Source organism: Pseudomonas sp. 1L-E-NC-VB-C3 (genome assembly GCF_057291535.1).
The window spans coordinates 34,026-48,777 of sequence record NZ_JBXAWD010000018.1 but is presented as its reverse complement, the minus strand read 5'-3'; the positions used below and the strand labels follow the sequence as shown (position 1 = coordinate 48,777).

General features: G+C 59.4%; 9 protein-coding genes. 6 read left to right on the top strand and 3 right to left on the bottom strand.

Annotated features, from left to right (window positions below; all coding sequences use genetic code 11):
- The first annotated feature begins 215 nt into the window (after positions 1-215).
- The 4 genes from AC0Z5Z_RS23870 (at position 216) to guaA (ending at position 4,928) form a co-directional block, all read left to right on the top strand.
- Complete coding sequence (locus AC0Z5Z_RS23870; protein ID WP_485611734.1) at positions 216-983, top strand: sulfite exporter TauE/SafE family protein; 768 nt, start codon at positions 216-218, stop codon at positions 981-983.
- Between the two features lie 163 nt (positions 984-1,146).
- The gene (locus AC0Z5Z_RS23865; RefSeq protein WP_041479923.1) at positions 1,147-1,695 is read left to right on the top strand and encodes a sugar ABC transporter ATPase; all 549 of its coding nucleotides are present in this window, start codon (positions 1,147-1,149) and stop codon (positions 1,693-1,695) included.
- 105 nt (positions 1,696-1,800) lie between these two features.
- Positions 1,801-3,270, top strand: coding sequence for an IMP dehydrogenase (guaB, locus tag AC0Z5Z_RS23860; protein WP_016773343.1), 1,470 nt, complete (start codon positions 1,801-1,803; stop codon positions 3,268-3,270).
- An 80-nt stretch (positions 3,271-3,350) separates the two neighbouring features.
- On the top strand, positions 3,351-4,928 hold the full coding sequence (gene guaA, locus AC0Z5Z_RS23855) for a glutamine-hydrolyzing GMP synthase (protein WP_016773344.1): 1,578 nt from the start codon (positions 3,351-3,353) through the stop codon (positions 4,926-4,928).
- A gap of 77 nt (positions 4,929-5,005) precedes the next feature.
- On the opposite strand, the gene AC0Z5Z_RS23850 is transcribed toward guaA, so the two are convergent.
- The 3 genes from AC0Z5Z_RS23850 to treR form a co-directional block, all read right to left on the bottom strand.
- Positions 5,006-8,134 carry a membrane-targeted effector domain-containing toxin gene (locus tag AC0Z5Z_RS23850; RefSeq protein WP_485611733.1) on the bottom strand — a complete coding sequence of 1,043 codons (3,129 nt, stop codon included), beginning with the start codon at positions 8,132-8,134 and terminating at the stop codon, positions 5,006-5,008.
- Between the two features lie 116 nt (positions 8,135-8,250).
- Positions 8,251-10,368, bottom strand: a complete 2,118-nt coding sequence (locus tag AC0Z5Z_RS23845) for a TerD family protein (protein WP_485611732.1) — start codon at positions 10,366-10,368, stop codon at positions 8,251-8,253.
- A 176-nt stretch (positions 10,369-10,544) separates the two neighbouring features.
- Positions 10,545-11,249: a trehalose operon repressor gene (gene treR, locus AC0Z5Z_RS23840; RefSeq protein WP_310218213.1), complete on the bottom strand. Its 705-nt coding sequence runs from the start codon at positions 11,247-11,249 to the stop codon at positions 10,545-10,547.
- Positions 11,250-11,484: 235 nt separating this feature from the next.
- Here treR and treP point away from each other — a divergent pair, with 235 nt between their 5' ends.
- Positions 11,485-12,927, top strand: coding sequence for a PTS system trehalose-specific EIIBC component (treP, locus tag AC0Z5Z_RS23835; protein WP_041479919.1), 1,443 nt, complete (start codon positions 11,485-11,487; stop codon positions 12,925-12,927).
- A gap of 118 nt (positions 12,928-13,045) precedes the next feature.
- Positions 13,046-14,692: an alpha,alpha-phosphotrehalase gene (gene treC / locus AC0Z5Z_RS23830; RefSeq protein ID WP_056790136.1), complete on the top strand. Its 1,647-nt coding sequence runs from the start codon at positions 13,046-13,048 to the stop codon at positions 14,690-14,692.
- Positions 14,693-14,752: the final 60 nt, after the last annotated feature.

Genomic DNA, 14,752 nt, shown 5'->3' with positions numbered 1-14,752 from the left:
CGCAGTTTAAAGGCATTTGCCCGCCAATCACCATGACGCCGCACAAAACCCTGTGGGAGCGAGCCTGCTCGCGAAAGCATTGTGTCAGCGGACAACAACGGGAATGACACTCCGCCTTCGCGAGCAGGCTCGCTCCCACATGGGATCAATTTGATATCTGGTCGTGCTGCCCGCTACTGGCTACAGTCAGCGCGGTCTTATAAAGGATGCGGACGATGAGCGTGATGGAGCTGTTGGGGGCGTGGTCGTGGGGCGCTGGCGGTTGGGCGGTCATCGGGCTGGCCATTGCCCTGGCCTACATCGTCTTCGGCATCGCCGGTTTCGGCACGGCGCTGGTCGCGGGGCCGATGCTGATTCTGTTCATGCCGCTATCGAAAATCGTGCCGCTGCTGGTGCTGCTGGATTTCGTCGCGGCATTCGGCAATCTGCTGCCCTCGCGGCGCGACGTCGCCAAGCCGGAATTGCTCAGGCTGCTGCCGTGCATGGCAATCGGCTGTACGCTGGGGGTGATCTTCCTGCTGAATCTGAAATCCGATCTGTTGCTGCTGTTGATGGGGCTGTTTATCAGTGCCTATGCGGTTTACAGCCTGTGGGTCAAAGCGCGCCCCGCGCAGTTGTCAGCGGCGTGGGCGGTGCCGATGGGCACGGTGGGTGGGTTGTTCGGCGCGTTGTTTGGCAGTGGCGGCTTTCTTTACGCGATCTATCTGAACAGCCGCCTGCCCAAGGAAGCGGCGCGGGCCACGCAAAGCGCGTTGATCAGTTGCAGCACCGTGGTGCGCTTGAGTCTGTTTGTCATCGCCGGTGTGTATGCCGAGCTACCCTTGTTGATGCTGGCGCTGTGTCTGTTGCCGGCCATGGCGCTGGGCTTGTGGATCGGCAGGCGGCTGAGCATGAGATTGTCGCGCGAGGCGTTTGTGCGGCTGGTGACTTGGCTGGTGCTGGCCAGCGGGATCGCGTTGATGGTGCGCTATTTCAGCACTTGACCGGATTTCTTCAGGGATTAAGCTGCCGGCCGCAGTTCCTTGTGGGAGCGAGCCTGCTCGCGAATGCGGTGGGTCAGCAACAAAAATGCAGCCTGACACTGCGCTTTCGCGAGCAGGCTCGCTCCCACATTGGAAATCTTAAATACTGGCAGCAGGCTCCACCATGAACTCGCAAAGCATTATCGTCCCGAAAATCTCCACCCTGCCGGTGCACGAGCCCCGGGCGCGGGCGATCGTGCGCTGGCTGGTGCGCAAGAATATCATCGAAGAACAGCTGACTACCTGCGGCCGCACCGGCAACCGTATGGCCCACGCCATCGCTGATGGTGCTCGCGCCGTGGTGCTGCACCCGCAAGCGCTGCCGTTCGGCGAGCCGGTCAATGGCCTGGAGATCGTCACCAAACGCTGCATCTACACCCCGGCCAAGGGCTTTCTCGAAGAGGCCGGTTGCGCCGAGTGCCGTCGCGAAGTGGGTGAGGCGCTGTTCGAGAGTCTTGAAGACTGGTTTCCAGGCCGCACCGACAATTTCACCTGCCCCGAATGCGGGCATGAGGACGACATCAACGGCTTTCTGTTTTTGCAGGAATGCGCGTTTTCCAACCTCGGCTTCATTTTCAACAATTGGCTGGAGGCGGGGTTCAAGCAGAGCTTTATCGACGAGTTCGCCGATTGGCTCGATCAACCTGTCTCTTGGGTCAAGGTGGAGCTGTAGGGCCGGGCTTTTCCATCTATCAATTAGGCTGAGTTTTACATTGAACAGCAGGGGGTGTCTGACTATAATGGCGCGCTTCCATTTTCCCGCTCGGGAGCCCCCGCGATGCTGCGTATCAGCCAAGAAGCTCTGACATTCGACGACATTCTCCTAGTGCCCGGTTATTCCGAGGTACTTCCCAACGAAGTCAGTCTCAAGACCCGTCTTACCCGTGGCATCGAACTGAATATTCCTCTGGTTTCTGCCGCCATGGACACCGTTACTGAAGCCCGTCTGGCAATCGCCATGGCTCAGGAAGGTGGCATCGGCATTATCCACAAGAACATGACCATCGAGCAGCAAGCTGCCGAAGTACGCAAGGTCAAGAAGTTCGAAGCCGGTGTGGTCAAGGATCCAATCACCATCGAGGCCGATGCCACGGTGCGTGATCTGTTCGAACTGACCCGTCTGCACAATATCTCCGGCGTTCCGGTCCTGCACGATGGCGACCTGGTCGGCATCGTCACCTCCCGCGACGTACGTTTCGAAAACCGTCTGGAAGCCACTGTCCGCGAAGTGATGACGCCTAAAGAGCGTCTGGTCACGGTCAAGGAAGGCGCCGACAAGAACGACGTCCGTGAACTGCTGCACAAGCACCGCATCGAGCGCGTGCTGATCGTCGACGACAAATTCGCCCTCAAAGGCATGATGACCGTCAACGACATCGAAAAAGCCAAAGCCTACCCGCTGGCCAGCAAGGACGATCAAGGTCGTCTGCGCGTTGGCGCTGCGGTCGGCACCGGTAAAGACACCGGTGATCGCGTGACTGCACTGGTCAATGCCGGCGTGGACGTGGTGGTGGTCGACACCGCACACGGTCACTCCAAAGGCGTGATCGACCGCGTACGCTGGGTCAAAGAGAACTTCCCTGAAGTGCAGGTGATCGGCGGCAACATCGCCACCGGCGCTGCCGCCAAGGCCCTGGCCGAAGCCGGCGCCGACGCAGTCAAGGTCGGTATCGGCCCTGGCTCGATCTGCACCACCCGTATCGTCGCCGGTGTCGGCGTACCGCAAATCAGTGCCATCGCCAACGTCGCCGCTGCCCTTGAAGGCACTGGCGTACCGTTGATCGCCGACGGCGGTATCCGTTTCTCCGGTGACCTGTCCAAGGCCATCGTGGCCGGTGCGTCCTGCGTGATGATGGGCTCGATGTTCGCCGGTACCGAAGAGGCCCCGGGCGAGATCGAACTGTTCCAGGGCCGTTCGTACAAGGCTTATCGCGGCATGGGTTCGCTGGGCGCCATGTCCCAGGCTCAAGGTTCGTCCGACCGTTACTTCCAGGACTCCTCGGCAGGCGCCGAGAAACTGGTTCCGGAAGGCATCGAAGGCCGTGTGCCGTACAAAGGCACCCTGAGCGCGATCATTCACCAGTTGATGGGCGGTCTGCGTTCCTCGATGGGTTACACCGGCAGCGCCAACATCGAAGAAATGCGTACCAAACCCGAGTTCGTGCGGATCACCGGTGCCGGCATGGCCGAGTCCCACGTTCACGACGTGCAGATCACCAAGGAAGCGCCAAACTACCGCGTAGGTTGAGGCTTCCAGCAAAACGTTAAATCACCGGGGCTGTTCATTCAGCCCCGAGTTGTTTCTGATTCACTACATGAGAATGAGTCATGGCCCTCGACATTCACGCTCACCGCATCCTGATCCTCGACTTCGGTTCGCAATACACCCAGCTGATTGCCCGCCGCGTGCGCGAGATCGGCGTGTACTGCGAACTGCACCCGTTCGACATGGACGAAGATGCGATCCGCGAATTCGCCCCTAAAGGCGTCATCCTCGCCGGCGGCCCCGAGTCCGTGCACGAAGCCAACAGCCCGCGCTGCCCGCAGGCGGTGTTCGACCTCGGCGTTCCGGTGTTCGGCATCTGCTACGGCATGCAGACCATGGCCGAGCAACTGGGCGGCAAGGTTGAAGGTTCCGAACTGCGTGAGTTCGGTTACGCCCGCGTTGACGTGGTCGGCAAGAGCCGCCTGCTCGACGGCATCGAAGACCACATCGACGCCGACGGCCTGTTCGGCCTCGACGTGTGGATGAGCCACGGTGACAAAGTCACAAAGATGCCGGAAGACTTCCACATCCTCGCCAGCACCCCGAGCTGCCCGATCGCCGGTATGTTCAACGACGACCGCGCTTACTATGGCGTGCAGTTCCACCCGGAAGTGACCCACACCAAGCAGGGCGGGCGCATCCTCTCGCGCTTCGTCCTCGACATCTGCGGTTGTGAAGCCCTGTGGACGCCGTCGAAGATCGCTGAAGACGCCATCGCCAACATCCGCGCCCAGGTCGGTACCGACAACGTGCTGCTGGGTCTGTCCGGCGGCGTTGACTCCTCGGTGGTTGCCGCGCTGCTGCACAAAGCCATCGGCGATCAGCTGACCTGCGTCTTCGTCGACAACGGCTTGCTGCGTCTGCACGAAGGCGAGCAAGTGATGGCCATGTTCGCCGAGAACATGGGCGTCAAGGTGATCCGCGCCAACGCTGAGGAGCAGTTCCTCAACAACCTGGCCGGCGAAGCCGACCCGGAAAAGAAGCGCAAGATCATCGGCCGTACCTTCATCGACGTGTTCGATGCCGAATCCTGCAAGCTGGACAACATCAAGTACCTGGCTCAGGGCACCATCTACCCGGACGTGATCGAGTCGGCTGGCGCGAAAAGCGGCAAGGCCCACGTGATCAAGTCGCACCACAACGTGGGCGGCCTGCCGGAAGAGATGAACCTGAAACTGGTCGAGCCACTGCGCGAACTGTTCAAGGATGAAGTGCGTCGTCTGGGCCTGGAATTGGGCCTGCCGTACGACATGGTCTACCGTCACCCGTTCCCGGGCCCGGGCCTGGGCGTGCGCATCCTCGGTGAAGTGAAAAAGGAATACGCCGACCTGCTGCGTCGCGCCGACCACATCTTCATCGAAGAACTGCGCAAAGCCGACTGGTACCACAAGGTCAGCCAGGCGTTCGTGGTCTTCCAACCAGTGAAATCGGTTGGCGTGGTTGGCGATGGCCGTCGTTACGCCTGGGTCGTGGCCCTGCGTGCCGTGGAAACCATCGACTTCATGACCGCGCGTTGGGCACACCTGCCTTACGAACTGCTGGAAACTGTCAGCGGCCGCATCATCAATGAAATCGAAGGCATTTCGCGCGTCACTTACGACGTGTCGAGCAAGCCGCCGGCGACGATTGAGTGGGAATGATCCTGCTGCGGTTCGAATAACGAAAAACCCTTGGCGTGAAGCCAAGGGTTTTTTCGTTTCAGAGCCCTGATAACTGATCAGGCGGGTAAACGACTTTGCAGGGTCATGCCGAGCTCGATCAGGCGCTCGGCTACTGCGGCGATGTCGCGGAAGACCATGCCGGTGATGCGGCGCATCGACTGGTCCCAGATATAAAACCGGCCATCTGCGGTGCAATGCACCCTTGTTTGCACGATGTTGCTGGCGCTGTTGCGCCGCACGAGTGTGTATGTGCTTGGTTCTGTTTTCCGTATCACGAACATGCCATTGCGAGGCAGAAGCTTTTCCAGCGTTGCATCATTCCATGGCGGCACGGGGGCCTTGACCTGCAATCGCAGGTCAGCGAACAGAGGGTCGAAGGCGCTGTTTGTCGTCGCCCCGTTGTAAAACGGGCCGCGAGCGACTTCCACTCCCGGGTCGATCCTGAGGTCGGCCACCTCGTCGGGCCAGACTTCTTCGATGCGCAAACCGATGCCGCCCCGGAGTTCGCTTATGCCTGCCAGATCTCTGAAGGTATTGGTATTCGTGGCATCGACCAGAGCCACCCACTTGCCGGGTCTGTTGAGCAGCTTGTCACGCTCCATGATCTGCGTTGCGAGGCGCGCCTTGATCATCTGCTCTTCGATCGACGTGAGCGGGACTTTCAGCGTGCAGGTTTCTGCTGCATCCAGTCCATGAACCCGGACGCCATTGGCTTGGGCAGCCCGGATCAATTCGAGCATGTTGAACCGGTTCTCAGGGTCAGTGCCCAGGCTGGACAAATAGGTACTGAGGTCTTCTGACATGTCCCCCGACAGATAGAAATGGTTGAGGTCATCCTGGGCGAAATCACTCAGCAACCCACGCACGTAGAGGGTTTTGATATGCCGCGCGAACTTGGGCATGTTCTCGATCATGAAACGCGTGCTGGCGATGCGATCGAGGGTTTCACCGACGGCCAGTCCATCAGTATTGGCAAAGATGAGATCAATCAACTCATCAATCTTCATCTGCGGACTGACGGGCGGAATGACCGGGCGCTGGGGCAGGTTGATCCATTTCAACTCCCGATAGAATGCTTCGGCGTCGTTCAGCAGAGCCGTGCGTTGTTCGCCGAAATGGGCCACGTAGCGGTCGGTCGCCAGCAGATAGCGGCGCCCGGCGCTTGTGGTCTCGGCGGAGGCGTTGGGCAAGTTCATTGCCCATCTTCTCATCCCGGGTATTTCCGTCTCTGAGATACCCTTGAGCTTCGTAACCGGGCGTAGCGGACACGGAACGCCTGGAAGCGGTTCGACGCGTGGCAGGTCCACCGACGGTGTTGCCTCGGTTGAGCTCACATCAGTCTCCGGCAAACATGCCTTGCCCACGCATTGACCGCCTCCGCGCAGCCGCAGCGCTGGCATGCGCTCCCACTTGCCAGCGCTTCCCAGGCGGACCGGCAACGAATAAGCGAACTGATTGGGGCGCTCGGGATTGATGATTGCCCAGTTGCCGCTGTCCTGCGAGTCGGCGAAGTAGCGCACGTAATAGGCGGCGCCATCCATTTCGATGGCATGACCGGGCTCGTTGTCGAGGCGGTAAATGCCTTCGTATTTCCCCGGCGTCGCCTCTACGGAATGTTGCGCAAGTAACTCGTTGCATCGATAGCTGGCAGGTACCTTTGGGAAGGTCGAACCTTGCCGTGTAGCAGGCGTATTCAACAGCTCAGTGGCGTCGACCAATGTCGCCCCGCCGGGGATCTCGTTTGCCAACTCGCTGCTTGCTTCTTCAGCGGCTGTGACGGGTGGCGGATCCACAGGGGGCAATAATCGCGTGTCAGCCGAGGCAAGTTCGACCAGCCCGCGCATCTCTTCAGCCTCGGCATACTCAACCTGTGGCCCAACTTCCAACTGCGCGCCAGTGCCAATCAGGAACGGAACATTGAATACGGTTTCGATAGCGCTGAGCACCGCACCGATAACCCCGGCTCTACGCTCGGTCGCCGTAATGCCGTTGATCGCCTGATCGATGTTCAGCCCCATGTTCGCGACGCCGGCGCCGATCAAGGGAAAAGCTGCAGGCCAGCCCACGGCCGCCATCGGGCCGAACACTTTCAGCCCGGCGCTCAGATAGCCGGTCCAGAGTTTCTTGCGCAGGTCACTGTTGGACGTGAGCACCAGATGCGCCTCGGCAACCATGCCCGTGCGGGTCGACTCGCTTAACCACGTGAAGGCGTCACCGCTGATCGCAACGTTGCTGCGGTTGATCATTCGATGATCGCTGTGGCCCCAGGTGCTCACCAAACGGTTCATCAGATCAGTGAGGTTCTCGGTGATGTGATTGCTGTCAGCCAGCGAGAAGTGCTTGAGAAACAAAGAGCGTTTCTGCTCTGAATTCATCTGCTCAAGCATCCACCAGTGCAGATCCGCGGCAGTGTCCATCAGCCGAAAGGCCTGGGCCTGTCCCGGCAGGTAAAGGGTCTGCCGGCCACTGTCTTCGACCAGACGCAGCACGTTGGTGGCGACGTGACCGTCCAGATCCAGCGTGCGCACTTGCGCGCCGACCGGGTACGTCGATCGGAGCATTTGCAGGGTTACCGGCCAGCTTACGGGGCCGATCAGCGAGGTGACGATGCGTTGAAAATCATTGCCGTCAACGTCCCCCTGTTGCAGTGCCTGCACCGCCTGACTGAGAAAATTGCACTTGGCCATGGCGCGGAAATCGTCCGACGAGGTTTGCCAGAATTTGGTCAATTGACCGCTGTAACGCGTGCTGAAATCAACGGCCCAGAATGCCTTCAGCACATCGCTGCCAAGCAGTCGCACTTCGTTGCTCTGATTGAAATTCTCCGCGCCCGGGCCATCCGAGTAGAAGCCGCAGTAAAGGCCCAGCAAATCTGCGTTGTCTTGGTCGGTGGCGCGAAATCGATGGACGACCAGTTGCGTGAGGGTGAGCGTTTCACAAGGCTTTTCGAGCAAGTGCTCCCAACCGGTAAAGGTCAGCGTGCTGCTTTGCGCCGTTTTGAAACGATGGAAATAAACCTGGTCGGGATCAAGGCCAGATAGGCCCTTGGCGGTCAGCAGTTCGATCGCGACTAGCCGGGCCTCATCCAGCAGGCTTGGGCAGTTCTGCACAATGGTAGTGGCGATGGCTTTGAGGGCGGTTTTGTCCGCTGCGTTTGGCAGCAGACGACGTTCGGCAGTGGTCATTCGGGTGTTCATCCTTGAGACACAAAGGCAGAAGATGGCCCATGCGCTCAAGGGGAGGGTGTTAGCCGGTTATCGCGTGTTGTCCTTTTGAAAGTGAGCCAATGCCTTCGCAGATATCAAAGATATTCAGACCGAATAAGATCCGTATCGAACGGAGTCAGCCCTTGTTCAGGTGCGAACACCCTCTGCGCCTGCTCTGCAGAGGCCACTCGTTCGCCTCGTGCTCGCACGTGTAAATCGAAAAGCGTGTGCAGGTCCGGCCTTGGTGTATGCACCAGGGCGCGCAGCATCAACGAAACTCCGCTGAGGTTGTTGTCGACGTTGTTCCAGCGGGGCGATGAAGTCAGCCCCAGATCGGCCCAGATCATGCGACGTTCCACCAGGTCCATCACGAATGGCAGGCAGATACTCGTGTCGGAGGCGATATCGATGCGGTCGACTACGGTGCGCGGCTCGAACACTTCGCCAGATGCCGTATCGGCGCGGGCCATCCAGCCCGCGAAGCATTCAGGAAGGTCACAATATGGCTGCCAGGTAAATGAGTTGAGGGACGTGACGACATAGCGGACGCCCTTTTTGACGAGAGCATCAAGGTCGAGGTCGATGAACTCGGAAGCGCCATTAGGCGCGTCGACGATGTCGCCGCTGTGGTAACCGCCATAACCTTTGAGGTTGTAATAGGCGACCGCTTCCTTGAAGACGAAGTCGCTGTCGAAGAAGGCGGCGGACAAGTCGATGTCCGTGCGGTCACGACCGTTCTTCCACCACAGGAATAGGCGAATGAATCGCGTATCGGGCATTGGCAAGCGACTGCCGCGTACAAGTGTTCGCAGTGACTTCGCTGCGGCGCGCTGTGCCAATGGCACCCGGTATTCGCGCAATGCCGGATCGACAAAGCAGCGGCCCAGCGGTGGCAGCGACGCGAAACGTGCGATCAGGGCGTTCTCGCAAATCTGTGCGGCACGTGCCAATACCTGCGGTGCGATCGACTCTCGACGATCAGCAGTGCCGAAGACTTTCGCCAGCGCTCCTTTAGGTGTGAACGCTCGCAAGGGCAGGGGGCGCGGGGCATTTACCTGGGCCAGTAATTGCAGCAGCACAGGTGAGGACACTTGCGCCGCGACAGCCGCAAAGGCGTCGAGCACCGCGTCCGGTTCTGTGGCACGCCGTAACATCACGTCCAGACGGCGCGCGAATTCTCCGGGACGATCCTGCAGCACCGACGTAAGCGCGGCGATCTGGCGTTGGGCAAGCATGGTTTCGACACGCGACCCGAACGAGGCCGGCTGATCATTGCGTCGCGCTGCGGTGATGGCCGCAAATGCTCGCGGATACTTCTCAGCGTAATCGCCTGGATGCAGGACTTCGGCCAGACGTTTCCAGCGTTCGGCCTGGCGCATCACATCCTCGGTAGCGTTGGGCATGCGGTCGAGCAGGCGCAACAGCTTGCGACGCATCGAACGTTTCATTTTGCTAAAGCGCGTCAACGCTGTCGCCAGCGACACGTCTCCACCATGCAGTGCGATCGCCACGCGCAGCACGTCCGTCGCCGTTTCGACATTTTGCTCAAGGAAAGCCTCAACCTGTGCATCGTCGCCGATATGCAGGATTAGCGCGCCGCCAACGAGCGCGCGAATCTCGCGAAACGGAACGGTCTCGGGCAGTAGACGGAACACATCGCTTTTGTACGTTCGGATAAACCAGCTGACATCCGCAGCTTCCTCTTCGGACAGCGAGGTGCGCGATGAGACCAGCGGCTCGAGCAATGCCTCGAACTCGCCGACACTTCCCGGTTCGATGACCCAATGGATGAAGTTGCCTTCAAGCATGGCTGGCCGAACCTGTTCGCTGGGTGGCAGGCGCCGAAGTGTGTGGTAGTGAATGACGGCGTTGAGATACAACTCCGCCTCTGTCGCTTCGAGGACTTGATTGGGGAAGTCAGGATAAAACGGTCGGTGATGTACATGAGCACCGCTGCGACGGCGCAGGACTCGAATGACTTCACGCAGCCAGTTCTTGAGTTCTACCGCAGAGAGCATGCCGATTCGCTCGATCAGCGGTTCAGAGAGTACATATCGAAACGCCGCGACTTCTTTGACCGCTGATGCGACCTGCGCGCGCGTGGCTCCGCCAGAGCCGGCAGGGACGTGAAGTTTTGTACGGCGCCGCAGGAACAGCTCCTGATTGATCATGATTTCTTCCTTGGTCGCCGTTTCCAGTGAGCTGATGCTCACCTGTGCAATCGATACGAAAACGCCTGCAATAAGCAGGCGCGGTGTGGAGAGCGGAACCCCTAGTTCATGGAGGATAGAAGGAAGGTGTTCCATAGCCACGGCGGCATACTACCGGAGGTCATCGCGGCTTGTCAGCCAATCACATATTTTGAAATGGGCTCGCCTGTTGGCGAACGTCAGCGCCGCGCCACATCGGAAAAATAGAACTTGTCCAGCGTATGCCGCGATTCGGTGTACTCGAACTGGCGGCCGTCCTGCAGGAAGGTCTGGTTGCTGACCACGATGACATGGCTCTGGCCGTCGAGGTCCAGATGGTGGTGGTCGTCCTTGCTGCACGGCATGGCTTCGATGGTGCGCTGGGCGTAGGCGATCTGCAGTTGCAGGGTCTGTTCGATGTGGGCGTAGATCGAATGTTCGGCGATGTCTGCAGACAGGTCGGGAATCACCTCGCTGACGAAGTGGTTGATGTCGAGGATGACGCGTTTGCCGTCGATGCGCCGCACCCGTTTGATCCGGGTGATCGGGCTGCCGGGCTCGGCATTGATGTGTTCGAGCAGCGCACCTTCCAGCGGCACCTGACACATCTCGACCACTTCGGTGCTGACGTCGTTGCCCAGTCGCGGGTGGGTCTCCTGGAAACTGACGATGCCGCCGAGCTGGAATTCGATCGGGTTGGTCGCCAGCACGAACGCGCCTTTGCCGTGAATCTTCTGAGCGAAACCGCGTTCCTGCAACTGGTCGATGGCCTTGCGTACCGTGCCACGGCTGGCCTGATAGGTGTCCATCAGCTCGGTTTCGGAAGGCAGCCGGGCGCCGCGCTCCAGGCGCTGCGTGGTGATGCTGGCAAGCAAATCGCTGTAGATCTGGTTGTATTTGCTCATGGCTGGACTCTGTGCCGACGGTGCTCAAAACCCCGAACCTTAAGGGCAGGGTAGGGGTTTGTCCATGCGGACGAAGGAAAACATCTTAGGTCAGAGTAGGAAGAATCCGCATTTTTCTGATGTTCATCCACGGACGCAAACTCGTACAGACGAGTTGTTGCATTAACTCGTACAGACGAGTATTTTTCCTCTCGGCGTGCTGCCAATAACAACAATCCACGACGGAAGAACAAGCATGAGCCATGACTACCCGAACATCGCCAAGGAGCTGCTGGAAAGCCTCGGTGGCCGCGACAACATCGAGCAGGCGGCGCATTGCGTGACGCGTTTGCGCCTGGCGCTGAAGAACCCCGCGCTGGTGAATGTGGCCGCGCTCAATGGCGTCGATCTGGTCAAGGGTTCGTTCTTCACCGGCGGCTTGTATCAAGTGGTCATCGGCCCGGGTGATGTTGAAAAGGTTTATGCCGAACTGCGCCAGCAGACGGGCCTGGCGGCGTCGACCATCGCCGACGTTAAACAGAAAAGCGCCGAGAAGATAAACGCCATGCAGCGGCTGGTGCGGGTGTTTTCCGATGTGTTCATGCCGATCCTGCCGGCGCTGATCATTGCCGGCCTGTTGATGGGCATCAACAACCTGCTTGGCGCCAAGGGCATGTTCATCGAGGGCCAGACCCTGCTGGATGCCTATCCCAACCTCGACGGGTTGTGGAGCCTGATCAATCTGATGGCCAACACCTCGTTCGTGTTCCTGCCGGCGCTGGTCGGCTGGTCGGCGGCCAAGCGTTTCGGCGGCAGCGAAATCCTCGGCATTGTCCTCGGTCTGATGCTGGTACACCCGGACCTGCTCAATGCCTGGAATTACGGCAAGGCCGTGGCCGGGCTGGACGGGCAGCAACTGCCGTACTTCGACATCCTCGGCCTGTTCCAGGTGGAAAAGGTCGGCTACCAGGGGCAGATCCTGCCGATCCTGCTGGCGGCGTACGTGATGAGCGTCATCGAAAAATGGCTGCGCGCGCGAGTGCCCAACGCCGTGCAATTGCTTGTGGTGCCGATCACCACCATCGTTGTCACTGGTGTGCTGGCGCTGGCGATCATTGGCCCGGTGACCCGGCATATCGGCATCTACATCACCGAAGGGCTGGTGATGCTGTTCGATCTGGCGCCGTTGGTGGGCGGTCTGATTTTCGGTTTGCTGTATGCGCCGCTGGTAATCACCGGCATGCACCACATGTTCCTCGCCGTGGATCTGCAATTGATCTCGAGCCAGGGCGGCACCTTCATCTGGCCGATGATCGTCATGTCCAATCTGGCGCAGGGCAGTGCGGCCCTGGCGGTGTTCTGGATGACGCGCAATGCGCGGGACAAGAGCATGGCCTCGACCTCGGCGATTTCTGCGTATTTCGGCATCACCGAGCCGGCGATGTTCGGTGTCAACCTGCGCTACAAGTTTCCGTTTTACGCCGCGCTGGCCGGTTCGGCGCTGGGCTGCATGTTCCTCTCGCTGAACAAGATCCAGGCCTCGGCCATCGGCGTCGGTGGCCTGCCCGGTTTCATCTCGATCATTCCGCAGTTCATCCCGATGTTCGTCATCGGGATGCTGATTGCCATGCTCGTGCCGTTTGCCCTTACCTGCGTGCTGAGCATGAAGATCGTCCGCCCGGGTTACCGGGTTGCCTGAAATTGAACTGTAGGAGCTGCCGGAGGCTGCGATCTTTTGATCTTGCCTTTCAAAATCGAAAGATCGCAGCCTCCGGCAGCTCCTACAGAGATCGTAAAATTCAAGAGGGAAATCCGCCATGCAAGACTGGCAACGTTCGGTGATCTACCAGATCTACCCGAAGAGCTTTCACAGCCATGCCGGCAACGCCACCGGCGATCTGCTCGGCATCGTCGCCAAGCTCGATTACCTGCAATGGCTGGGGGTCGATTACCTGTGGATCACGCCGTTCCTGCGCTCGCCGCAGCGCGACAACGGCTACGACATCAGCGACTACTACGCGGTCGATCCGAGCTACGGCAGCATGGCCGACTGTGAACTGCTGATCGCCGAAGCGGGCAAACGCGGGATCAAGTTGATGCTCGACATCGTGGTCAACCACACCTCGATCGAGCATGTGTGGTTCCAGCAGGCGCGCAGCAGCCTCGACAACCCTTACCGCGACTTCTATATCTGGCGCGACCAGCCGAACAACTGGGAATCCAAATTCGGCGGCTCGGCCTGGGAGTACGAAGCGCAGACCGGCCAGTATTATCTGCACCTGTTCGACCACACCCAGGCGGATCTCAATTGGGACAACCCCAAGGTCCGCGACGAAGTGTTCAAGATGATGCGCTTCTGGCGCGACAAGGGTGTGGGTGGTTTTCGTCTGGACGTGATCAACCTGATCTCCAAACCGGCGGACTTTCCCGAAGACGACAGCGATGGTCGGCGCTTCTACACCGACGGGCCGAACGTGCACACCTACTTGCAGCAGATGCACCGCGAAGTCTTCGAAGGGCATGAGCTGATCAACGTCGGCGAGATGTCTTCGACACGTCTGGAACACTGCATTCGTTACTCCAATCCGCAGTCGAAAGAACTGTCGATGACCTTCAACTTTCATCACCTGAAGGTCGATTACCCGAATCTGCAGAAATGGGTGCGCGCCGATTTCGATTTCCTCCAGCTCAAGCAGATTCTCTCCGACTGGCAGACCGGCATGCAGGCGGGTGGCGGCTGGAATGCGCTGTTCTGGTGTAACCACGATCAGCCACGCGTGGTCTCGCGGTTCGGCAATGACGGCGAATACCGCGAGCTGTCGGCGAAGATGCTTGGTACCGCGCTGCACTTTCTGCAGGGCACGCCTTTCGTCTATCAGGGCGAAGAACTGGGCATGACCAATCCGGGGTTCGAGAGCATCGAGCAATACCGTGACGTCGAGACCCTGAATATCTTTCGCCTCAAGCGTGAAGCCGGGGCAAGCGACCTCGACAACATGGCGGCGATCATGCAGAAGTCCCGCGATAACGGGCGCACGCCGATGCACTGGCACGCCGGGCACAACGCCGGCTTCACTCGCAGCGAACCATGGATCGGTGTGCCGGCCAATGCTGCACAGATCAATGTCGCGCATCAACTGCACGACCCGGAATCGGTGCTGCATCACTATCGGCGCCTGATCGCTTTACGCCGCACTGAAGCGTTGATCTCCGATGGCATCTATCGGCAGTTGTTGCCGGAGCATCCACAGGTCTGGGCGTACCTGCGCGAGGGGACGGGAGAACGCTTGTTAGTGGTGAACAACTTCTATGGCACTGCCTGTGAGGTCGAGCTACCGGCGCTGATCGACGAAGCCCAGGAGCAGCGCCTGCTGATCAGCAACTACCCGGACTGCCCGCAACGCACGAGTTTGCTGCAGTTGCGACCTTACGAATCCTTCGTGCTGCACCTGACCGACCCCTGATTTTTTAACTGAATAACAACCTTTGAAAAAAACACGCAGAACGCTGCGCGGGGGATTTGT

What these genes read in the sequence shown, in the direction of transcription:
- AC0Z5Z_RS23870 (WP_485611734.1), top strand. Translation starts at nt 216, where the DNA reads ATGAGCGTGATGGAGCTGTTGGGGGCGTGGTCGTGGGGCGCTGGCGGT.
- AC0Z5Z_RS23865 (WP_041479923.1), top strand. Translation starts at nt 1,147, where the DNA reads ATGAACTCGCAAAGCATTATCGTCCCGAAAATCTCCACCCTGCCGGTG.
- guaB (WP_016773343.1), top strand. Translation starts at nt 1,801, where the DNA reads ATGCTGCGTATCAGCCAAGAAGCTCTGACATTCGACGACATTCTCCTA.
- guaA (WP_016773344.1), top strand. Translation starts at nt 3,351, where the DNA reads ATGGCCCTCGACATTCACGCTCACCGCATCCTGATCCTCGACTTCGGT.
- AC0Z5Z_RS23850 (WP_485611733.1), bottom strand. Translation starts at nt 8,134, where the DNA reads ATGACCACTGCCGAACGTCGTCTGCTGCCAAACGCAGCGGACAAAACC.
- treR (WP_310218213.1), bottom strand. Translation starts at nt 11,249, where the DNA reads ATGAGCAAATACAACCAGATCTACAGCGATTTGCTTGCCAGCATCACC.
- treP (WP_041479919.1), top strand. Translation starts at nt 11,485, where the DNA reads ATGAGCCATGACTACCCGAACATCGCCAAGGAGCTGCTGGAAAGCCTC.
- treC (WP_056790136.1), top strand. Translation starts at nt 13,046, where the DNA reads ATGCAAGACTGGCAACGTTCGGTGATCTACCAGATCTACCCGAAGAGC.